Source organism: Candidatus Weimeria sp. HCP3S3_B5 (assembly GCF_052064335.1).
Taxonomy (GTDB): domain Bacteria; phylum Bacillota; class Clostridia; order Lachnospirales; family Lachnospiraceae; genus Weimeria.
On the sequence record NZ_JBQHVU010000026.1, the window covers coordinates 1 to 21,354 of the forward strand.

Consider the following 21,354-nt stretch of genomic DNA (forward strand, 5'->3'; position numbering starts at 1 on the left):
AAACAGAGTCATGCCAGGAATAGACATAACCCTGTTTTTCTGATATTTCTCAAGTTTGGATAAGCTCAGTCTGAGCCGATTTTGTTAATATGATTTACTGTGAATGGTAACCGTTGTTATACAAAAAAACGCTGACAAAACTGCCAGCGTTTTGAACCGTAACCATAAATGGAAGGGTTAAATCTCAAACTTAGCAACCTCTGTTGCAAGTTCCTGTGCCGTTTCGGCCAGCTTATCAGAAGCTGTAGCAATCTCCTGCATAGAAGCGGACTGCTCTTCGGATGCTGCTGATACATTCGATGTTTCATCTATAACAGACTTACTCTGAACATTGATCTGCTCAAATCCGTTTCGAATGTCATCGGTTCCATTGGACAGCTGTCCAATGATGTTTTGCATTTCGATGGAGTCGGATGCAATGCTGTTGACCATATCTGCAATTTCTGCAAATGTTTCTCCGGTCTGTTCTACCGTTTTGGTACCACTCTTAACGCTTTCAAGACCATGTTCCATTGCTTCAAGAGCCTGATCGGATCTAGCTTGAATCTGCTGAATCTTCTCACCGATTTCAAGAGCTGACTGATTGGATTGATCTGCGAGCTTTGAAATCTCATCAGCTACGACAGCGAATCCTCTTCCTGCTTCTCCGGCTCTAGCCGCCTCAATAGATGCATTCAGTGATAACAGATTCGTCTGTGATGCAATTTCAGAGATTGTATTAACAATCGTTCCGATGCTGCCAATCTGCTCGCCAAGGCCGTTTACAACATCGGATGTACTTGCAACTACATCTTCAATAATATGCATCTGACTGATTGCACCGTCGATGCTTGCCTTACCATCCCGTGCAGCCTTATTGGTATTATTAATTTGCTGGGTAGTGCCTGAAATCTTGTCAGAGAAAGTTCCCATGTACCGAGTAAATGCGGTGGTATTTTCACCGGCCGCATCAATAACGCCACCCTGATTAGCACAGGCCTGCGCAACGGTAGTGATGGAATGTGCAACAAGATCGGAGGCATCAGCGGATTGCTGGGCATTGGCTGTCAACTCTTCTGATGCAGAAGCCAAATATTCCGTCGTCTCTGAAATCTTAACAATCAATTTCCTCAAGGTCTCGTGGAATTTCATCAGTCCATTGGCCATGACTCCGATCTCATCCCGCCGTTTCATAGCGGTTTCCTCAAAGTTCTTCTGATCCTCGAATTGTGTTAAATCCCCTTCCGCCATTCTCTTTAACCAGTGTGTAACACTGACAATCGGTGCTGCAATCTGTTTGCCAAGATATAGTGACACAATGACCATGATTACAAGTAAAAGACATAATACAAGAATCATGTTGCGAAGCGTTTTCTGGAGATGAGCAACGTTGCTCTTCTCATAAGCCCCGACAATTTCATCAATGGAATCCACCCATACACCGGTTCCTAACACCCACTGATACGGTTCGTAGGTTACGGTGTAATTGATCTTTGGCTTTGGCTCTGTCTCATTTGGCTTGGGAAACATAAGGTTTGTGTAACCGCCACCCTTTTTCTGGCCGTTCTTAATCATTTCCTGAATGTATTTTCTTCCGTGCGGATCTTCGGCATCCCAACGGGACTGACCTTCTGTATCGCGTCCTAACAGAACTACATTTACTCCCTCAACAGTGTCAATCCAGAAGTAACCATTGCCATCATCGTAGCGCAATTCACGAATGGCATCGGCTGCTGCTTTCTTTGCTTCCTCCTCCGACATGACGCCGGACTCCTGAAGCTTATGGTATTGCTCAATAATAGAAACTGCAATCTGTGTCTCATTTTTAAGTTCCCGTTTAAAGCCTTCGGTCAACTGCGTTCTGTACGCATCAACCTGCTCCTTGTTATTGGAAATGCTACTATACACAGAATAACCTGTTATAGCAAGGGATGCTACCAGTACTGCGGTAATAACCATTACGCTAAGTTCTAGCATAATGGATTTAAAACCTTTTCTTTTCATATCCGGCTCCTTTCACACGAATTTTCGCTTAACATAAATGCCTACAAATATAGTATATCACGTCAATTATCTAAAGTGAACCCCTTTGTCAAGACAATTTTTTCAAATTGTTGTGGTTAAGCTGTCAATGCTACTTCGGTCAGTGAATTCCGGATGAAATCAGGCAGTTTCCTGACGAACATCTCGATGAACAGCGCAAGCTGTTCTTCAGTTGGCTGGAAGATTTAATTAGTAGTTAAAAAGGTTTTGTCTTCCACAATTCTTGTGCTATAATGATAGATATTTCTCTGTGGTCTGCAGGGAGATGCCTTACAACCTGATTCATTAGTGACAAAAGAGAGGAGAAACCAATGACAGACTTTCATATGGAAACAAAATGCGTTCAGTCCGGCTACCGCCCGAAAAATGGCGAGCCTAGGGAGGTTCCTATTATTCAAAGCACTACCTTCAAGTACGATACAAGTGCAGACATGGGCAAGCTGTTTGACCTGGAGGCATCCGGATATTTCTACAGCAGGCTGCAGAATCCCACCAACGACTATGTAGCAGCAAAGATTGCGGATATGGAAGGCGGAACGGCTGCAATGCTCACCTCTTCGGGACAGGCAGCCAACTTTTATGCCGTATTCAACATTGCCACAGCGGGCGATCATGTGATAGCATCGTCCTCGATCTACGGTGGCACTTATAATCTGTTCAATGTCACCATGCGTAAGATGGGAATTGACTTTACCTTTGTAAGCCCGGACTGCACTGAGGAAGAGCTAGACGCAGCATTCCGTCCGAACACCAAGGCTGTCTTCGGTGAGACAATCGCCAATCCCGCGCTGACCGTTTTTGACTTTGATAAGTTTTCAAAGGCGGCTCATGCACATGGCGTGCCCCTGATTGTAGATAATACCTTTGCCACACCAGTAAACTGCAACCCATTTAAGTGGGGTGCTGATATTGTGACCCACTCTACCACTAAATACATGGATGGACATGGTTCCTGCGTAGGTGGCGCTATTGTGGACTCCGGAAACTTTGACTGGATGGCTCATGCACAGAAGTTCCCCGGACTGACCACACCAGACGAAAGCTATCATGGAATAGTATATGCAGAACGATTCGGAAAAGAGGGAGCCTTCATTACCAAGGCTACCGCTCAGCTGATGAGGGATTTCGGCTCTATACCAAGTCCCTACAACTCCTATATTCTAAATATTGGTCTGGAAAGCCTGCACTGCCGCATGAAGCAGCACTGTGCCAACGGACTGGCAGTAGCCAGATTTCTGTCTGAAAGTGATATGGTGGAGCAGGTCAGCTACCCGTCCTTACCAGGAGACCCGTACTACAGTCGCGCCCAGAAATACATGAATGGCACAGACACCTGTGGCGTCGTTTCTTTCCGCATAAAAGGCAGCCGCACCGATGCGGAAGCCTTTATGAAGCATCTGAAGATATTTGCGATTGAGACCCACGTTGCGGATGCACGCTCCTGCTGTCTCCATCCAGCAAGCTCCACACACCGCCAGCTGACCGATCAGGAGCTTACCTGTGCCGGTATCAGCTCCAACCTGATCCGTATGAGCTGCGGACTGGAAAACACCGAGGATCTGGTAGCGGATATTGCACAGGCTCTTGATGCTGTGAAATCCTTGCGGTAAGTGCAGCTCCGCTTTGATTTTTCTATTGCTTAATGAGGCTCCCTTACCACCGACGATGGCAGTGTGGGAGCCTGATTTTTCTTTATAATATCTCCTCCTCTACTCTTCTTCGTAGTCCCCCTCTCTCAAACCTTTTTGCTGATCCGGCGAAATCCCATTTCTCCCCAAGGGTTCTCCGGAATTGTTTTCACAGTTGCTGCTCTGTAGGAAAGCTCTTCAATCGCGTTCAGGAATGCTTCTACATGTCCCTCTGCCGCCGATACATTCATAAGATTTCGGGCAATATATAAGGCAATATCACGCATTGATTCTTCTGCTTGTTTTGTAATATTAACCTTATAAGAGTCCATTCAGCTCCCCCATAATCCTCTTTCGAACATCCTCTACAGACGAAACTTCTCCATGATCCGCCTGACGAAGGCCTTCTGCCATTCTTGCGTTGAACTCCTCACGAGACATCTCGCTCAGTGCCTTCGGAGCACGCACATTCTTTGATGGTTGAAACGGAAGGCCGTTGTCCGTAATGATCTGTCTGTAGAACATGTTGATCGCTACAGAGGATGGGATACCCATTCCTTTTAAGATATTCTCTGCCTTTTCTTTGACATCAGGTTCTACCCTTGCAATGACATTCGCCGTTCTTGTTGCCATACTATCAACCTCCTTACATTCTTTCTATAAGGATAATAACATATTGTATATCGTTTCGCAATCATTTCGAATGCATTTGTCAGAACTAATCGAAATCCTCCTGCATCACCACCTGCCGATATTCACCCTAACAGAGGTCGTTCCCGGATTCAATGATCATATCGGAAAGATAGATAGCGGTCGATTCCTATGCGGGCATCACGTGGTGTCTCTTATTCGTTAAGGTAGACATCCTCATTTTATGTCTTAAATTATGGGTTCATTATACTATTGAAAAAAACGACAATTGTTGTTATGATAAATGAAATTTCATCGAGTCAACAACTGTCAACCGAATCGAAAACAGTTGAAATAGCCACACAAAGTGGCAGAATGGAGTTCTTCATGAAGACATTTTTCATCATCCTGGCCCTGGCACTTCTGGCAAGCTCCGTAGGTTTCTACCAGTATGTCTGGTTCATTTCCATAGGCTATGGCGCTGCCGTAGGACTTATTGGTCTTGGTCTGTATTTTCTCTTCCCGCAGGCTCTGACCATCGGGACGATCCTCCAATGTGCCCTCTTCATCATCTACGGCTGCCGGCTTTCCGGCTATCTCCTCTATCGCGATCGAAAAACCGCCTACAAGCGCCGCATGAAGGGCGAAGTAAAGACCAATGACGGCATTCCTTTCGGCGGAAAGCTCGGCATCTGGATCACTGCTGCCCTGCTCTATGTACTGCAGACCTCTCCCGTCACCTTCCGCCTGATGAATGGTCGCAAAACTGACGCCTTCACCATCATCGGTCTCATTGTATCCATCTGCGGTTTGCTTCTTGAAAGTGCTGCGGACCTGCAGAAAAACAGGGCCAAGAAGAAGAATCCGCGCCGTTTTGTCGACACCGGCCTCTTCCGTCTGGTTCGCTGCCCCAACTATTTCGGCGAAATGATCTTCTGGACCGGGGTCTTTCTTTCCGGATTGAATGTATACCACACCCTGCTTGAGTGGCTGCTCGCTATTCTGGGTTATGGTGGAATTATCTATGTCATGTTCGGCGGTGCCAGAAGACTGGAGATTCGTCAGGATAAAAATTACGGCGACGACAAAGAATATCAAGCCTACAAGGCTAAGACACCAATCATGATTCCTTTCCTTCCCCTCTATTCTGTGAAGAAATATAAGTGGCTTGTGGCGTAGCGAGGTGGAAATACCATGTCCCAAGAAAAAAAACATTCAAAAAAAACACGCTTCTCTTCTTCCCAGCCTCTGCCGGAGGGGTTCACCCTTGCCATGGCAATCATGGACTGCCTGCCTGTCCTTTTTTTCAGCCTGGCATCCGGCATACTGGCCTATCGTTTTCACAGTATCCCCTTTCGTTTTGGCATACTGCTTGTCATTCTGGCAGGATCCATGAAGGCCGGTTGGAAATTCGTCATTGCTCTCGGCCATAAGGATCTTCATTTTCTGAACCGGCAGATGCGTTATCTAATGCCGATAGGTTTCCTTCTTATGCTTCTGGCTCTGATCATCGACAGGGACCGCTGGTCCATTGCCGCTGTTCTCCGTCATATGACCCGGATGCCGTCCCTTTTATTTTTTCTACTCGCTATCCTTGGCATATTCTGTCTGATCTGGTTAGGTAAACACCAGAATAACAGAAGTGCAAAGGCGAACTGGAAAGAACAGGCCGTAAACTCCTTTTCCCAGGCCTGCTTTCTTATTGCCATCTGGCTCTGATTCAAAATCAGATCCGACCTTCCATCGCCAAATCTTTGGATTTCCTTATCCTGTCTTGGAAAGCTGACAGGCTCCTTCCTTTCTGTGAAATTTATCAAAAAAGGCTTGCTTTTTCTCGATGATAGACTATAATACCTAAATAGGTTTAGCACAATTATATTTGATTCAATCAAAAGGAGATCAGCTATGGCTAATGCAGTGAGATATTATTCAAGATCAGGAAATACCAGAGTGGCCGCAGAGGCAATTGCCAAAGCAATCAAAGAAGAAGCTGTTTCCGTTGACGAAAAAGATGCCGCAATCAAAGAACCGGTCAATATCCTTTTTATCGGCGGAGCACTCTATGCATATGGTATTGATGACCATCTGAAGACCTACATCCAAAGTCTTGACAAAAACCTGGTTAAAAATGCTGTCATTTTCTCAACTTCCTGGATCTCCAAACATGCGATTGATCTGATTCGGAACGAATTAAATCACCGTGGGATCCCGGTTTGTAAAGAAACCTTCTATTTCCGTGGAAAGCCGGGTGAAAAACAGCTGCAGGAAGCAGCTAAGAAGGCAGTGAGCCTGGTTCAATGCTAAGGCTTAGAACGAAGAAAAGGATTATTAGTATGAAATTAGGATTCAGAGAACTCCGGCACAACTGGAAGAAATATTTGCTTATCGAGATCATTGTTTTCCTGATGATGTTCATGGTGCTGTTTCTGTCCGGTCTGGTCAAAGGGCTGGGACGAGCAGTGTCGTCCGGCATCGAAAATATGCAGGCAGATCACTTTATATTAAAAGAAGATTCGGAAAAGCTAATCACGCTCTCCAGCCTTTCCAAAGAACAATATGAAGAGATCCAAAATGAATACCAGGACAAGGCTACTCCCCTTGACATACAAAGAATGTACTTTCAGAAGAATAAGGATGCAGAGAAAGAAAACGTGACCTACTTTGCAATCGACCCGGACAGTTTTCTGAATCCGGACGTATACGAAGGCAAGGCCTTGTCTTCTAAAGAAGATCAGGTTGTTCTGGATGATGACTATGCAAGCGATGGCATCCGGGTCGGTGATACAATCATTGACACAGCCTCCGGCATCAAGCTCAAAGTTTCCGGCTTTACCAAAGATGCCATGTATGGACATACTTCGATTGCCTATATTTCCACAGATACTTATCAAAAGATCATGAAAGCAGTAAATCCGGCCTATCAGGAAACCGTTCATGCTGCTGTCGTGCAGGGAAATGTAAAAGCGAAGATCGATGGCACCGACCACTATACCAAGGCCGAGATCATTCAGGCAATCCCGGGATATCAGGCGGAGCAGATGACCATAACAATGATCGAATGGCTCCTTGTAGTCATCACAGCGCTGGTGATCGGCATTTTCTTCTTTGTCATCAACCTCCAGAAAGAAAAAGAATTCGGCGTTCTGAAAGCAATTGGCACCGACATGGGAAGCCTTGTCGGACAGATCGTTTCCCAGGTGTGCTTCATTGCGGTCTTTGGTGCACTGCTTGCATCTTGTTTTGTCCTGGCAATGAGTGCCGTTCTGCCGGTAACGATGCCATTCTATCTCCAGGCCTCACAGGCAGTGATTGTACTTGCAGCCTTTGTTCTCATTTCCATTCTCGGCAGTTTAGCTACCGTTATCCGAGTGGCAAAGATAGACCCGGCCCGCATTATCGGAGGTGACTTTCAATGACAAAAGAAATTTTAAGTCTGAAAAATATCGAAAAATCCTATCAGGATGGGCAGTCAAAGCGGACGATTTTAAATCATGTAGACCTGACTGTCCATGAGGGCGAATTTGTTGCCATTGTCGGTCCTTCCGGATGCGGAAAGAGTACCCTGTTAAATATTGCCGGCATGATGCTTTCGCCGGACCGGGGAGAAGTGGATCTCTGCGGAAATAATGTCACTTCGCTTCCCGGTAGAAAATGGACAAAAATCCGGAAAGAAGATATCGGATTTATCTTTCAAAATCACCAGCTTCTGCCCTATCTCAAGGCCGGAGAACAGCTCTCGGTGCTTCTGAATACCAACCGGCAGGAAGTCGAGCAGCTCTTCCGGGAACTTGAAATTGAAAATATCATTGACCAGTATCCGGCCAAGCTCTCCGGTGGAGAGCGGCAGCGGGTTGCCATCGCCAGAGCCTTCGCGACCAATGCCAGGCTGATCCTTGCGGATGAGCCGACGGCCTCCCTGGATTCTCAGCGTGGCAGACATGCAGTCGAAATGATTCAGATGGAAGTTCATAAGAGAAATAAGGCTGCAATTATGGTGACTCATGATGAACGCGTTCTGGATCTGGTTGATAAGATCTATCGAATGGAGGATGGTAAGCTGAAAGCGGTCTGACCATTGTCACCTTTCTTTTGCGGCGTTGTTTTGGAAAAGGTCATAAAAACCGCCGTGCGGGTTTGCATCTCAGATAAGTCCATAGCGCACCTCCTGTGAGATACTATTCTATGCAGAATTATACCCCATTATACCCTCGAATTAAGGGTATAATGGGGTATAACATGTTACTAGTGCACTACAAGGACAGTCTAAATCCCTGTTATTATTTTATTTTCGCAAACACCTCACCAATATCCCCATCGATGCAGATACTCCTGTTTGCAATTTCGCCCGGACAAAACGCCTCGCCATAATTGATACAACCATACACTGACTTTTCATTTGCCAGTGTCATTTGCCAGAACGGATACTTCACAATGACAGGTGTATTGGCTCCCACGCCAAGCTCCAGATAAAGCACATGAAGGCAATCAGCCTTAAGCAGGAAGTCCGCATATGCCGCCGATGCCCTGTGCCAGCCTTCATCCTCGACAAAGGAATCGTCGCAACGAAGGTTCATCGTCACATCAGATCCGCCATCCGGACACTTTGGAATCAACTCAGTCGGAATACTCATTGATAATTTGCCGTTTTCAGGAACCTGAAAAACTCCGTTTGAATCTTTAACAAAGCCCTGTGCTTCCATTGCCTTCATTACCCATTCTTCATTATCATAGGTTTTCTGAATGGATAAATTGACGCTCTGGAAAAGTCCATAGTCTCCCTGGGTGTAGAACAGACGCTTTTTATCAAAGCCTGCCTTCTGGAACTGGTGATCTACATTCGTTGTGACAACAAAATAATCCTTAGCTTTCACAAGTGAGAGCAGTTCCTGATAAACAGGCTTCGGCGCATCAATATATCGGTTGAAATAGATATTCCTTGCCCACCATGCCCAACGTGTTTCTTCATCGGGGAAGGGATAGAACCCACCGGAATACATATCCCGGATGCCATACTTTCCTGCAAAGTCAAAGAAGTACCTTTCAAATCGTTCTCCGCTGTAGGTCATTCCAGCGGAAGTGGAAAGTCCGGCACCCGCTCCGATTACAATAGCATCTGCTGTTCCGATCTCTTCCTTTAATCTGGCGATTTGTTCATCCTTAGAGCCTGTTCCAAATGACATATTTCTGCTGAAATACCGCACCGCACTGAGCCCATTCTGAATGCTCTCCTGATAGCCGTTCGGCATTTCATTGTATAATTTCCTCATAGTATTTTTTGTCCTCGTCCTTAAAAACATTAAAGATCACCCTTTCCATACTGCCCGGATGCTGTGAGAGCCAGCTGTCAACGGTGCTGACGGCGATCTCCGCCGCCCGCTTGTTCGGGAAACGAAATACTCCCGTAGAAATACAGCAGAATGCCACGCTTCTTAGATCATTCTCAAGGCACATGTCCAGAGTGTTCAGGTAGCAGTCCGCCAGATCCTTCTCAAGTTCCGGCGTCAGCTCATATTGCACAATCGGGCCTACAATATGAATGATCTTTTTTGCCGGAAGGTTGTATGCGTCCGTCAGCATCGGAACAGCCGTCGGCTGCTCATAATCTTTGCCGTATTTGAGCCGCAGCTGATTCATCTGCCTGCTGCACTCCGCTCGAAGCTGGACTCCGGCAAAGGTGTGAATGCAGTTGTCGATACAGGTATGCATCGGAACGAAGCAGCCCAACATCTGAGAATTGGCTGCGTTTACGATAGCATCCACGGCCAGCCTTGTGATATCTCCCTGCCAGACAGATAGACGATCGCGGATTTCCGGGATGTCTGAAAGATGCACGATACCTTTTTCTTCGGCTCTACCTGTCAGATATTCATCCTGAACAGCGAGTACATCATCTGAAAAAGCCTTAGGCATACGGATGTTCATAAGCGACCGAAGAATACGCCTCTTTCCTTCTGTGTCTTTAGGCGTTTCCAAATCTTTATATTCATCAGAATCGGCTTTGAATTGCTCCACCAGGTAGGCAAGCCGCTGATCCTGCGTCATTTTCTCAATTCTCATGATTACCTTCTTTCCACCGCACCTACAGGACATTTCGTCATGCAGTTCCCACAATGCAGGCAGTGTTCCTGTTCAATCACAAACGGTATTTTGTCATGAATGATACAATTCTGCGGACAAACCGCTGCGCAGCTTCCACAGCCAATACATGTGTCAGTAATGAAATATCCCTCTACCTTTTTCTCCACTCCTCCAAATGTAAAAGAGTCACGCTCGATCGGTTTCTTTGAAAGATCGAACCACTCACCGCTGCCCTCATAAATCTGGAACACTGTCAGAGCCTGCATAGACTCCTCTGTTGGATATATCTTGCGCATATACGGATTTTTTTCAAACAGTTCCGGAATCTTATCATATCCAAGCTCCCGAACCTTTCCGCGGATAGACACAGCCACACTGCTCATGGTATCCTCACCCTTCATAGCGGTCATGGCAAGAAACTCTCGTTTCTTCAGTCTGTCATAAAAGCCTTTACCCTTTGCCGTGAGGAAATACAAACTATTTTCATCACTGTCCATCATATCGATTGCTGCCGTCACTGGAAGGCCGCTGTCATCGACGGTTGCTACAATCGTTCTATGTATTTCATTTGCGATTATGCCGAGATAGTCTTTTGCTGTCATTTTAACGTCTCCTTAGGAGAGCCTTTGCCTTTTCAATGTTTGTCATGATGGAATCCTCCTTAAAAATCTGTAATTGGTGTTTCTGATATAACCTCCGTGGTTTCATCTGATGGCATTAATATAGCACGCAGTAGATGTAATGTTAATAGTTACATCAAATTTTTTCAAAAAAAATTCAAAAAAGACACTCGCATCACTGCAAGTGCCTCATTATTGTGTTAACTTCCAATAAAACTGACCCACCCCTGGAGATGGAAAGTACCTGGCCAGTGCACAATCTACAGCTTTCTCCGGAACACACTGGGGCTGCACTGTTCGCTGACCGGAAATGCGCTCCCGGATCGCCAGCTCCGTGTAATCACCTTTAAGTAGGTTGTTACAGTGCGTTGATTTCTTTTTCCAATTCGCTGACCGTACTCATGACAGTCTCAAAGGTCGGAACATCACCATAGAGCATATCCTTCATTGCCTCATAATCTGCGGCCAAAGCTGCAAAGCGATACTCCGGTGGAACCAGCTTCAAGGTACCTGGAACAGCCTCCTGGTACTTTGCCCAAGATCTCGGATAGAACTTCATTTTGAAGTCCACTACCGTTTTCAGTAGTTCCACCCGAGCAAAGGCGGCTTCCTTCACAGGCGTCATGGACATGCAGTACAGGTCATAGTAATGCCGGGAATAACGCTGCGGTATTTCTGAGCTTTCGGGTCTGTTCGCCTCGTGGTGTAGGATCGTTGCCTTTTCCCAGAAAGTCCGCTCCGGTGCAACGGTCAGAATTGCTGTATTCTTCTGCGCAAAGACTTTCGGATAATAGGTCGCTGCATAAGGCTCAATTTGAGCCATTTTTGCGGGCGTCCAAGCGGCCAGCGCACCGATCTCCAAACGAATAACCTGCAAGGTGCCGGAATTCGTGAACAGGTGCGGATAGGCAAAGATAACTGTCTGCTTGTCCTTTTCATCTATGTAAATGTTTGCCTCACAGCCAAGCTCCTGAGAGAGCTCTGACTGAATGGTGGGGCAAAACTGTTCTGCAAGGAAAACTTCTGCCCGTGCGTTGGCCTCTTTGTTGAACGCATCCTGTTTGGTGTTGGAGCGCTTTTCCCACGGCTCATCCTTACCGTATCCCAGCACCCGCCAGTCCAAGATCAGGTCAATATCTTCGGAAAATCGGCTGATCAGGTTGAATGCTTTGGAAAGACTGGTTCCGCCTTTGAAGGTAATCGCGTCTTTCCAGGGGCAGCGATGGAACAGATAATCCAGCGTAAAGCATACCCAAAAATCTTTTTCTACGATGGCATCATTTAAGCCCATTTTATCTGCGGTATTTCGGAACAATTCGCGCCGGTCACTTTCCGGCAATCGCGCTACATTTCTCATTGTGTGTCACCTCCACACATTTTTCGTATCGTATCATAAACCCAGTCTGTGGATTCGGTTGCCTCTTTCAAACAGGCTCGCTTTTCATCCTCGGACAGCTTTTCAGAAAGCGTATGTATGATCTCCGGCGTCACATTGGTTCTCCCCATAGTTTTCAGCGCCTGGATCACCAAGCTCGTCATGTAAGATAGACCCGTGATTTCCTTGTTGGTCCTATGCTTAAATTCCAGCTTTGTAGAATTCCATTCATAGGTCTTATACGGGCCGTCGCTGATGTAGGACCAGACCGCTGTTACCTGTGTAGAGAGACCCAACAGGTTCAGAGCCGTATTTCCGCATGGAGCAATGGTCCAGTGATAACTTCGTGCCAATGCCTTTGCAACAGTGTCCGGGTCAGCCGCTACATATTCGTCAAGCAGTTTGCTGTACTTCGGCTTTTCGTAGACGCCTCTTATAATTCTGCGTATAATGCCAGATTGGTAAAGACGCTTCAATCCTTGGCGAATTGTTGCGGTGTCCGCAATGTCTGCAAAATCAGGAGCGACAAAAACTGTACCATCCTCAGCAGCAAGAATCCGTGCCCGTATTTCCTGCATATATCCATTGTCCATAGCCGCGCACTCCTTTCATGATGTCACGAATATTATATACTATTCGTGACATGGCTTCAATACATGCCTCAGAATTGTCACTCCCTGTTGTTGATTTATAATTAAAACTGACCCACCCCTGAAGATGGAAAGTATGAAGTGGTAAACTTATTTTAGACACGGAGTAGTTAATTTTTGGACACGGATCTTATATAATAAAGATAGAAAAGATCCATTTCTAAAAACAGTTGATATCTATGCGATCTCTGGGGTTCATATACTCACTATTCTTTATCCATAGATACATGGATTCTCTGCTTGGATACCCCAAGATTCTAATGGTTTTGGTTACCGAACCGCATTTGCGGTACAGTCTCAGTGCTTTCATTACCTGTTTTCTTGAATACATCTCACAGTTCCTTTCGGTTCATGTCAGAGTCCAGGTTTTTATCCGCACCACCAACTTTCCAATTTTCATTCTACCATATCGGTGCCTTTTTGACATCCACATTCTAGAAAGCAAAAAAGCCGACCAGAATATCTCTGCTACAGCCGGCAATATTCAAAATTCGTTATTCACTTATAGCTCCCTCAATACCACTGTTTGCTAAGATATCAAGCGCTAACATTGCATCGGTTACCATATCAGAAGCAGATGCCAAATCAATATCACCTGCCGTAGCCAGGTTAAGTACGGTTGGTAATGTATCAAACATCTGCTGTGTATCATACCCGGCAAGTGCCAGGTAATTAAGAGCTTCTGCACATTCCTTAGCAGATTTAGCGGAATATATGCGTCTTATATAATGACAGTGTATTGATGTCAGGCACGCATTTGAGTATACTACACTTGAATGGAGGTGTTCTGTATGGCAACGACTAATTTAAGTAATCGGGCGGGAATTCTCGGGAACTTGTTCCCGAGATAAAAGCCCGTAAAAAAGAAGGCTATCTGTATAGATAAGAAATAGCGTAATTTATTGCTTATTCTTTCAAATCATGTTATACTATATGTATGAACAAATATACGCATGGACGTACATGTGTCTACAACATAAATTACCATATCGTCTGGTGTGTAAAGTATCGTCGCAAAGTGCTGTCACAAAAAATATCTGAACGGCTTTATGAACTCTGCCATGAGATTGCCAAAGCAAAAGGTTTTACAGTCGTAGAGGTTAAAGTCGGCGAGAATGATCATGTACACTGTTTCGTATCTGCTCCGCCAAAGATATCCATCACCCAGATCGTAAAATACCTGAAAGGCATATCAGGCAACAGACTACTGGAAGAATTTCCTGAACTCCGTAAATCTTTATGGAAAGGGCATCTTTGGAACGGCAGTTATTTTGTTGAGACCATAGGCTCTACATCCGAGGATTACATCAGACGCTACATCGAAAGGCAGAAAAACGCCCAGTTATGAACAAAGCATATGTTTACAGGCTGTACCCTACAGCCGACCAGAAAATCTTATTTGCAAAGACCTTCGGGTGCTGCCGCAAGATCTGGAATCTCATGCTAGGTGACCGCATAGATGCCTACAACGATTATGGGATAACCCTCTTACCGACACCTGCATGGTACAAAGATGATGACAGGTATTCGTACCTCAAAGAAGTAGACTCCCTTGCCCTTGCAAACGTACAGCTGGCATTGCAGAAAGCTTACAAAGCTTTCTTTGATGGTATAACAGAGTTCCCGAAATTCAAGTCAAAACGCCGTGCAAAACTGTCATACACTACCAATAACCAGGGCGGGACCATCTCTGTTGCGGATAAGTCTGTCCGCCTTCCCAAAGTCGGCATGGTAAAAGCCAAGATCCATAGAAATGCTCCTTCCTATATGGTGTTAAAATCCGCTACTATATCATGCGACAAGTGTGGCAGACACTACATCTCTGTACTCTATGAATACGATAAAACAGACACAGCAGACAAGGCATCTGACCCGGAAAAACGTCTGGGGCTTGATTACAAGTCTGACGGTCTGTACGTTGACTCTGAAGGCAGGTGTGCCGATATGCCACACTTCTACCGTAAGGCTCATAAGAAGCTGAAACACCTCCAACGGGAACTGTCACGCAAAGTCGGCTCAAAGAAAGGTGAGATGCCTTCCCACAACTTTGAAAAGCAGCTTGCCAGAGTCCGTAAACAATACAGGCATGTGGCAGACCAGAGACGTGACTATCTCCAGAAGCGGTCAACTGCCCTTGCTGATGAGTACGGCCTTATCGGGGTAGAAGACTTATCACTCAAAGGGATGTCATCTTCCAAAGGACTGGGACTGGGGAAAGAAACAAACGATAAAGGTTTTGGTATGTTTGTACAGATGCTTGCCTACAAAATGGCTGATAGGAACAAAAGCCTCATAAAGGTAGGCAGGACTTTTCCGTCAAGCCAGCTGTGCCAGTGCGGATATAAGAATCCGATAACCAAGGATCTCTCTGTCCGCAGGATCATCTGCCCGATGTGTGGCTGCACATACGACCGTGACATCAACGCCGCTATAAACATCAGAAACGAAGCCTACCGCATCTTCCGATGCGGGGAATAGGCTAAAATCTATGTAGGGCGGGGACCGCCCGAACTAAAGCCTGTGGAGCTGGCTCTGACGGGGTATACCTTTAGCGGGGTATGCTAGTTACCACCAGTCTTGAAGCAGGAAGCTCGGCTACTTGTAGCCGAGTAGTTCACATATTCGTACAGACAAGGCAATCAAGGACCAGGCGGAGGAAATCTTCAATGAGCTTGGTCTGAATTTGTGGAGAAGAATAATTTGATGGTATTAAATAAATTAGAGCGGTTGCTAACGGTATGTAAAGTCAAAAATATTGATGATATAGATTTAAGCAAGGAATTCTACTTCATTGGAAAAACAGATGAAGAAATTTCTCTTGTGTGTGAAACAAATGACGTTCCTGAAAACACAATAGAACGTGAAGATGGGTGGCGTGGTTTCCGTATTCAAGGAATTTTGGATTTTTCGCTCATCGGCATTCTTTCAAAGCTTTCTGGAATACTTGCAGATAATAATATCGGTATTTTTGCGGTATCTACATTCAACACAGATTATATTTTAGTGAAAGATGCGGATTTTGAAAAATCATTAGCTGTATTATTAAATGCCGGATATACAGTGATATAGATTTCAGATGCTTGAAACCCAAAGAAAAGTATACGAGGAGTAAATTTTCGGCATGAAAGCTCAGCATATTGCAATCGGGCATTATGCCCGGCCGGATGTACTTGAATTAAAAGTCAATGAAAGATAACAATAAAAAGACACTAAAGAGATTGGCAATCCTTGTAATAGGTTCTATAATTGCGGCTTATGGAATTACACTTGCACTGTATGCTGGATTTGGCGGAGCTACGCTTGCGGTACTGTGGCAGGGGATTGCAAGAACATTTCACATAAGCATTGGCGCAGCATCTTTTGTTGTAGCATTGGGAATGATTTTGTTTGCGCTCATTTACGATAAAAGTCAGATTCATATAGGAACTGTGTTGTACCAGATTGTATATAGTGCCTGTGTAGATTTGTTTGCCAACTGCCATATTTACAGTACCTATAAGTGGATCAATTTTTTAATTATGTTGTTAGGAGTGGTTTTGTTTGCTGTCGGAACAGGACTATATGCGTCGGCATCCCTTGGTAGGGGCTCCTATGAGGCAGTCACTTTTGCTTTATCAGAAAAAAATCACTGGCAGATTAAATTTGTCCGAATGGCATTGGATATTTTGGTTGTTGTTACAGGTGTTTTGCTTGGAGGAAAGTTTGGCCTATGCACGCTTATTACGGTTATCATTTCGGGCCCAATTATCCAATTTGTTAATGCGAAAGCAAAACAAGTTTTAAAGATATGATAGTACAGAAACTCCCGATATAAGGAACAGCAGAAGCATTACTCTACATATTTTCCATTTCTAACAGCATCAGCAAAGGCTAGGAAGCTTTCTGATTTCATGATAGCAAGACCTTGTCTTTCATCACCAAGTACCACAAGCTGATCTCCGGGTGAAATCTCAAATATCTTTCTTGCCTTGGCAGGGATTACAATCTGACCTTTATCACCTACAGTCACCATTCCGAAAAGATGTTTCCCTTTTGGCGGAAGTGCCATACCCATGCTGTCCTCCGGTTCATAATTAGCAAGATCGTGAAGCCTCACACGACTAAAGTCGCATGCTTCCTATAAGGAGTTTCATACCTTATAGGACTTACTGACTACAGATACAGCTTGAACCGTGCTTCCATATGCTTACGCATACAGAGCGGAGTTTAAGTTAATCAGTGTAGACAGTGTGCAGGTGCTTCTCTTTGCACAGCCTGGAACTTTTGCCTGGATGTGCTGCCTTTCCGTCGCCGGAAGGGCCTTTAAAATTTCGCGCACAAAGTAGCGTGAGCCAATATTATAGCTTGCGTTCAGGTCACAGTTGTAGACCCTGCCGTTTGTGAACTCACAGACGCTATAAGAGCCATTCGTTTTCTGTGACTTATTACCTCTAAGAACCGTACCACTACCATCATAAGCGAGACGCGACGTACCCCACGCACAGATATGGGAGATATGTATACCAAGACGGTGTACCTTATCAGCCACCATGCGCTGAACTTCGTTCTTACGCCAGAGTGCGAGTTTCTGTTTCTTTGAACCATGTTTTCTGCCAGAGGTATCCAGATGCTCGAATACTACGACATCGGCATCATACATGCGGGCTATGCCCTCGATAAACGATGCAGTCTTTACACTGATGTCGTGGTTTACACCATCAGCGTACCGCCACAGGTTCTTTACACACCTGGATCCATGACGCTGTGCTCGTTTTATGTGATCTATCTTGCGTTTCAGACAGTCGTATTCTTTAGAAAGATTATAAAAATATCTTCCTAAGACCGTGCCGTCCGGGCGCATGACAGTACATGTACAGGCATTATTGATGCCTAAGTCCACAGCTACTATGGTCTGGTTGAAAATGTCCGTATCTTTGAGTGTAACTTTTTCTTTAAAGCAGAAGTCGAGATACCACTGTTTTCCACGTTTCTGGAGAACAGGAGCACACTCTTTACGGTCTGAGCAGTGATGTATTATATAATCCACATCGGACTTACGGAGCTTTACGATGATCCAGTCCCATGTGTTGCGGATGAAGACCTTTATCTTTGCTTCGTATGTGTCTGTACGGATAAAGGTGTTGTCCCTGTAAAGGCATGGATATATGTGTCCGGCCTTCGGAATGCCAGGTCTTCTTCCACGGGTAGAAGGATCCATAGCTTTCCAGTTAGTGAGGTTTGACATATATGATGATACCTTGCCTAAAGCTTCTGCTATGGCACCCCGTAAAAGGTATGACGGGAACTTGTAGAACTTTTTATCGAACGGGTATAGTGGATGCGGATAATTATTTGTCTTATGTACCAGATGTTCGATATACATCTTTCTCTGGCAGACACCATCTACAGAGATGATATCATTCCAATGGTCAATGCATACAGGGATAAGGAAGTCTACAGCATCACGGTAGATGCGTACAGACTCTTTGAAGATGTCATTGTAGCCTGTTATCTTTACGCTGTAGAGTGTATTGATATCCATCGTGATGCCTCCTTTCCTAAGATGTATGCTTTGACGGGCGGCCGCCCTTACCACGGGATGTCCGCTGGTTATGAATGTACTGTTCGATCTGGTCTTTTGTACGGTCGCTTACCGTCACTATAAAGTATGACGGATTCCATAAGTGTCCTCCCCATAGGCTATTCTTCAGCTCCGGATGCTTTTTGAAAAGAAACCATGCTGACGTGCCCTTAAAGACCATTATGGCATCTGAAAGTCGGCACTGTGGTGTAGTCTCTATCAGCATGTGTACATGATCAGGCATGGTTTCCATGGCGATGATCTTTATATCCTGCTTATCAGCAATGTCTTTTAAGCATTGCCTGAAGTCATCATCTATAGCTCCTTTAAGGAACTTGTTACGGTATTTGGTGCACCAGACCACATGATACTGTAGAGAATAGACATAACCCCTGCCATGGGTAACCTCTAATGATGTAGAAAATATACCTTCATTATCCATGTTTTTATTATTCCATAGGTTACTCATTCTGTAAAGGCTATGAGAGTTAAAGACCGCCTAACTCATGACTAAAGTCACGAGTGTGCGGCGGTTAATCATCAAGCATATCATGGATATATGTCCGAAGACCGTCCTCCGTGTCTATGCCGTATTTCTGGTTTATAAGGATATAATACTTCATGATCCGTTCTTTCGGCAGAAGCTCACTGGAAGGAATGCTGTCTCCATACCCTTTTCTCGCTTCCATCCACGGGTCCTCATTATGTGTGATCCTCTCCAGTACCTTTCCGCCATACATCCCAAACGTATTCACAACAAGGTCAATTACACGTTTCTCGTCATCCGTCAGGGCATCCTCTGTCCCTTCCAAAAGCGCGAACCGCGCATCATCTATCGGATTATATTTGAAATCCCGGAACAACTCATATACCTCCGGATAGACCGGACCGTGTACCCAAGCCCTGCAATCCTCTTCAAAGATCGGTCTTCCATATAATGCGGAATACACTCCCTGGATAAAGTAAAGCAACTTCTGAAGCATGAGGGGCGTTACCTCCTCCAGCTTTTCAAAGATATATGCGATCACCCGTAGCATCTTATCTGATACGGAAAACAGGCTTTCTATGTTTTCTGCCGCAGTAAAAGCTTTCCTGTATGCCGCATCCGTCAGCTTATCTCTGTTCTCCATGAGCTTCTGCTTCATGTATGCCGGAGATGAAAGCGCTGTTTTCATGATATCCGAATACTCTTTGGAAGGCACCTGTCCTTCCAGGTATCTCGGAATTGTCACCTCTCCAAACCCAAGCGCCAGAGACAACGGAGCCTTTCCAATCTTATAGATCTTCATCAGCCTTTCGATATCATCAATCGATACAAGCCCCTCTGCCGTCCTGTACTGCTCATCGATTTCCTGAACATTCTTATCAATAAGACCCGGAATGTTCATTTCCTCCCCGCATTCTGCGCAGACAGCCACAGTAATTGCAAAGGTATATTCCTTATCCCTTATATTCTTCACAATGTCCTTCTTCTGCAAAAGGTACTCTGTCTCTTTCCTGCACTCTATGCAGAAATCTCTTCTTCCCTTCTCTGTCATAATTGTCACCTCCGATTTGCCTCCTGATTATCTGAAATAGTATGTAAGCGGATATTTCTGTTCATGGAACGAAATGACGATCACGAAACAGTTCTCCAGCTTGTTGAACTTGATATACAGAGATACTGTTTTTTCTTCTGTCCCATTCCTCTCCAAAAGGGTTACATCCTTGCCAAATACATACAGTTTTTCATGTTCAAAACCTTTATGCTCATTCTGCAGGATCTCCGAAAAATCCATTACAGTAAGGCTCAATATGATTTCCTTAGCTTTTGTCTCATCGATAACATAATCTAAAAAAAGATTGATGTTATCCTGCCGTCTGGCGTTCCGGTCAATCCGGTAGTTATCCTTTAGGACAGCTTCCTTCACCTCGGAGAGATACTGCTCTATGTCTTTCTGATCTATATACAATACTTTATCCCCCTCAGAGTGTATGATGTATTTTTTTATTTTTCACATCATCAGTATAACTCTATGATTGCTTTTTGTCAATATCCTATCATCAAAAGTGGCAGAGCATGCTCAGACATATGGACAGCTAAAAGTGCTCTACCGCTTCAGGAATTATCTTGATATAGTCGTATCGCACTATAGACAAAGGGGTTCACTTTAATGCGTCCAGCTAAGTACAATCTTCATAGCATTACAAATCCTTAAAAAAGAAGCCTGCCAAGTGGCAAGCTTCCTTACACGTAAACGATATTCTACGCCGAAGCACCCCGTCGTTTGCGGAGGCTAAACATACACGTTCATAATATTCTAGCCGTTATGACCGGCGAGCTCTTAGCTCACCCTGAATATAGCACAAAAAGTATCAAAACGCCAGCACATTTTTACCGGGAGGTGCGGGATGGATCGCTGAAAGTGAATTACTAAAAGACCGAGGAGACCATCAAGCTATAATGGTTCCGTAAAATCAGACAATTTTTAAGACGGTTTTTAATGAATCTGATATACTTAGAACAACCAACATGGAGGATTCAAAAAACATGTCTCGTACAAGAAGAAACTTTAGTGCCAAGTTCAAATCCGACCTCGTCCTCAAGGTTCTGAAGGGAGAAAAGGAACTGAAATTCTTAGATTTTTGTCTTGAAAAATGACCCATTATAGATTGACCGGATTGCTTGCTAATCCTCAAATGGTCTTATGTCAAGATTTAGTACAAGTTAAAATGAGAAATTTTCCACTTTAACTTGCTACTTTTGCGTTTTTATCCACCGCTTCAGCATACATACGTTCGTATTCATTGG

Annotated in this window: 24 protein-coding genes; 10 read left to right on the forward strand and 14 right to left on the reverse strand. The window is 44.8% G+C overall.

From position 1 onward, the window contains the following. Positions 1-177 precede the first annotated feature (177 nt). Positions 178-1,983, reverse strand: coding sequence for a methyl-accepting chemotaxis protein (locus ACTNCK_RS10440; protein WP_441082651.1), 1,806 nt, complete (start codon positions 1,981-1,983; stop codon positions 178-180). 350 nt (positions 1,984-2,333) lie between these two features. Between ACTNCK_RS10440 and ACTNCK_RS10445 the strand changes: the two genes are divergently transcribed. Next, the gene (locus tag ACTNCK_RS10445) at positions 2,334-3,632 is read left to right on the forward strand and encodes an O-acetylhomoserine aminocarboxypropyltransferase/cysteine synthase family protein (protein WP_441082652.1); all 1,299 of its coding nucleotides are present in this window, start codon (positions 2,334-2,336) and stop codon (positions 3,630-3,632) included. Positions 3,633-3,757: 125 nt separating this feature from the next. Here the strand turns inward: ACTNCK_RS10445 and ACTNCK_RS10450 are convergent, their stop codons facing one another. Then, positions 3,758-3,982, reverse strand: a complete 225-nt coding sequence (locus tag ACTNCK_RS10450; protein WP_441082653.1) for a hypothetical protein — start codon at positions 3,980-3,982, stop codon at positions 3,758-3,760. Continuing rightward, positions 3,969-4,283 carry a type II toxin-antitoxin system RelB/DinJ family antitoxin gene (locus ACTNCK_RS10455; protein ID WP_441082654.1) on the reverse strand — a complete coding sequence of 105 codons (315 nt, stop codon included), beginning with the start codon at positions 4,281-4,283 and terminating at the stop codon, positions 3,969-3,971. The genes ACTNCK_RS10450 and ACTNCK_RS10455 overlap by 14 nt, the downstream gene beginning before the upstream one ends. Before the next feature lie 294 nt (positions 4,284-4,577). Between ACTNCK_RS10455 and ACTNCK_RS10460 the strand changes: the two genes are divergently transcribed. The 5 genes from ACTNCK_RS10460 (at position 4,578) to ACTNCK_RS10480 (ending at position 8,352) form a co-directional block, all read left to right on the forward strand. Then, positions 4,578-5,459, forward strand: a complete 882-nt coding sequence (locus ACTNCK_RS10460; protein WP_441082655.1) for a DUF1295 domain-containing protein — start codon at positions 4,578-4,580, stop codon at positions 5,457-5,459. A gap of 93 nt (positions 5,460-5,552) precedes the next feature. Beyond that, positions 5,553-5,999 carry a hypothetical protein gene (locus tag ACTNCK_RS10465; RefSeq protein ID WP_441082656.1) on the forward strand — a complete coding sequence of 149 codons (447 nt, stop codon included), beginning with the start codon at positions 5,553-5,555 and terminating at the stop codon, positions 5,997-5,999. 186 nt (positions 6,000-6,185) lie between these two features. Then, positions 6,186-6,584: a flavodoxin domain-containing protein gene (locus tag ACTNCK_RS10470; protein WP_441082657.1), complete on the forward strand. Its 399-nt coding sequence runs from the start codon at positions 6,186-6,188 to the stop codon at positions 6,582-6,584. Between the two features lie 29 nt (positions 6,585-6,613). Then, entirely contained in the window at positions 6,614-7,696 is a 1,083-nt protein-coding gene (locus ACTNCK_RS10475) for an ABC transporter permease (protein WP_441082658.1), read from the forward strand. Beyond that, on the forward strand, positions 7,693-8,352 hold the full coding sequence (locus ACTNCK_RS10480) for an ABC transporter ATP-binding protein (protein WP_441082659.1): 660 nt from the start codon (positions 7,693-7,695) through the stop codon (positions 8,350-8,352). The genes ACTNCK_RS10475 and ACTNCK_RS10480 overlap by 4 nt, the downstream gene beginning before the upstream one ends. Before the next feature lie 205 nt (positions 8,353-8,557). Here the strand turns inward: ACTNCK_RS10480 and ACTNCK_RS10485 are convergent, their stop codons facing one another. The 6 genes from ACTNCK_RS10485 to ACTNCK_RS10510 form a co-directional block, all read right to left on the reverse strand. Continuing rightward, on the reverse strand, positions 8,558-9,547 hold the full coding sequence (locus ACTNCK_RS10485) for an SIR2 family NAD-dependent protein deacylase (protein ID WP_441082660.1): 990 nt from the start codon (positions 9,545-9,547) through the stop codon (positions 8,558-8,560). After that, positions 9,528-10,322, reverse strand: coding sequence for a protein-ADP-ribose hydrolase (locus ACTNCK_RS10490; protein ID WP_441082672.1), 795 nt, complete (start codon positions 10,320-10,322; stop codon positions 9,528-9,530). The genes ACTNCK_RS10485 and ACTNCK_RS10490 overlap by 20 nt, the downstream gene beginning before the upstream one ends. A gap of 17 nt (positions 10,323-10,339) precedes the next feature. Beyond that, a complete protein-coding gene (locus tag ACTNCK_RS10495) occupies positions 10,340-10,960 on the reverse strand; it encodes a 4Fe-4S binding protein (RefSeq protein ID WP_441082661.1) in 621 nt (206 codons plus the stop codon). Between the two features lie 376 nt (positions 10,961-11,336). Further along, positions 11,337-12,335 carry a nucleotidyl transferase AbiEii/AbiGii toxin family protein gene (locus tag ACTNCK_RS10500; protein ID WP_441082662.1) on the reverse strand — a complete coding sequence of 333 codons (999 nt, stop codon included), beginning with the start codon at positions 12,333-12,335 and terminating at the stop codon, positions 11,337-11,339. Continuing rightward, positions 12,332-12,946, reverse strand: a complete 615-nt coding sequence (locus ACTNCK_RS10505) for a DUF6088 family protein (RefSeq protein WP_441082663.1) — start codon at positions 12,944-12,946, stop codon at positions 12,332-12,334. The genes ACTNCK_RS10500 and ACTNCK_RS10505 overlap by 4 nt, the downstream gene beginning before the upstream one ends. Positions 12,947-13,497: 551 nt before the next feature. Next, the gene (locus ACTNCK_RS10510; protein ID WP_441082673.1) at positions 13,498-13,809 is read right to left on the reverse strand and encodes a phage tail tape measure protein; all 312 of its coding nucleotides are present in this window, start codon (positions 13,807-13,809) and stop codon (positions 13,498-13,500) included. A gap of 131 nt (positions 13,810-13,940) precedes the next feature. Here ACTNCK_RS10510 and tnpA (ACTNCK_RS10515) point away from each other — a divergent pair, with 131 nt between their 5' ends. The 4 genes from tnpA (ACTNCK_RS10515) (at position 13,941) to ACTNCK_RS10530 (ending at position 16,794) form a co-directional block, all read left to right on the forward strand. After that, the gene (gene tnpA / locus ACTNCK_RS10515) at positions 13,941-14,351 is read left to right on the forward strand and encodes an IS200/IS605 family transposase (RefSeq protein WP_441082664.1); all 411 of its coding nucleotides are present in this window, start codon (positions 13,941-13,943) and stop codon (positions 14,349-14,351) included. Next, positions 14,348-15,481 carry an RNA-guided endonuclease TnpB family protein gene (locus tag ACTNCK_RS10520; RefSeq protein WP_441082665.1) on the forward strand — a complete coding sequence of 378 codons (1,134 nt, stop codon included), beginning with the start codon at positions 14,348-14,350 and terminating at the stop codon, positions 15,479-15,481. The genes tnpA (ACTNCK_RS10515) and ACTNCK_RS10520 overlap by 4 nt, the downstream gene beginning before the upstream one ends. A gap of 225 nt (positions 15,482-15,706) precedes the next feature. Beyond that, positions 15,707-16,072, forward strand: coding sequence for an ACT domain-containing protein (locus ACTNCK_RS10525; protein WP_441082674.1), 366 nt, complete (start codon positions 15,707-15,709; stop codon positions 16,070-16,072). 116 nt (positions 16,073-16,188) lie between these two features. Next, on the forward strand, positions 16,189-16,794 hold the full coding sequence (locus ACTNCK_RS10530) for a YczE/YyaS/YitT family protein (protein ID WP_441082666.1): 606 nt from the start codon (positions 16,189-16,191) through the stop codon (positions 16,792-16,794). Between the two features lie 38 nt (positions 16,795-16,832). Here ACTNCK_RS10530 and ACTNCK_RS10535 read toward each other — a convergent pair whose 3' ends face one another. From ACTNCK_RS10535 to ACTNCK_RS10555, 5 genes are all read right to left on the reverse strand, one after another. Continuing rightward, positions 16,833-17,057, reverse strand: coding sequence for an AbrB/MazE/SpoVT family DNA-binding domain-containing protein (locus ACTNCK_RS10535; RefSeq protein WP_441082667.1), 225 nt, complete (start codon positions 17,055-17,057; stop codon positions 16,833-16,835). A gap of 132 nt (positions 17,058-17,189) precedes the next feature. Further along, entirely contained in the window at positions 17,190-18,524 is a 1,335-nt protein-coding gene (locus ACTNCK_RS10540; RefSeq protein ID WP_441082668.1) for an IS200/IS605 family accessory protein TnpB-related protein, read from the reverse strand. 16 nt (positions 18,525-18,540) lie between these two features. Next, complete coding sequence (gene tnpA, locus ACTNCK_RS10545) at positions 18,541-19,005, reverse strand: IS200/IS605 family transposase (protein ID WP_441082669.1); 465 nt, start codon at positions 19,003-19,005, stop codon at positions 18,541-18,543. A 91-nt stretch (positions 19,006-19,096) separates the two neighbouring features. Then, on the reverse strand, positions 19,097-20,101 hold the full coding sequence (locus ACTNCK_RS10550) for a Panacea domain-containing protein (RefSeq protein ID WP_441082670.1): 1,005 nt from the start codon (positions 20,099-20,101) through the stop codon (positions 19,097-19,099). A gap of 27 nt (positions 20,102-20,128) precedes the next feature. Then, entirely contained in the window at positions 20,129-20,515 is a 387-nt protein-coding gene (locus ACTNCK_RS10555; RefSeq protein WP_441082671.1) for a hypothetical protein, read from the reverse strand. Positions 20,516-21,354 lie beyond the last annotated feature (839 nt).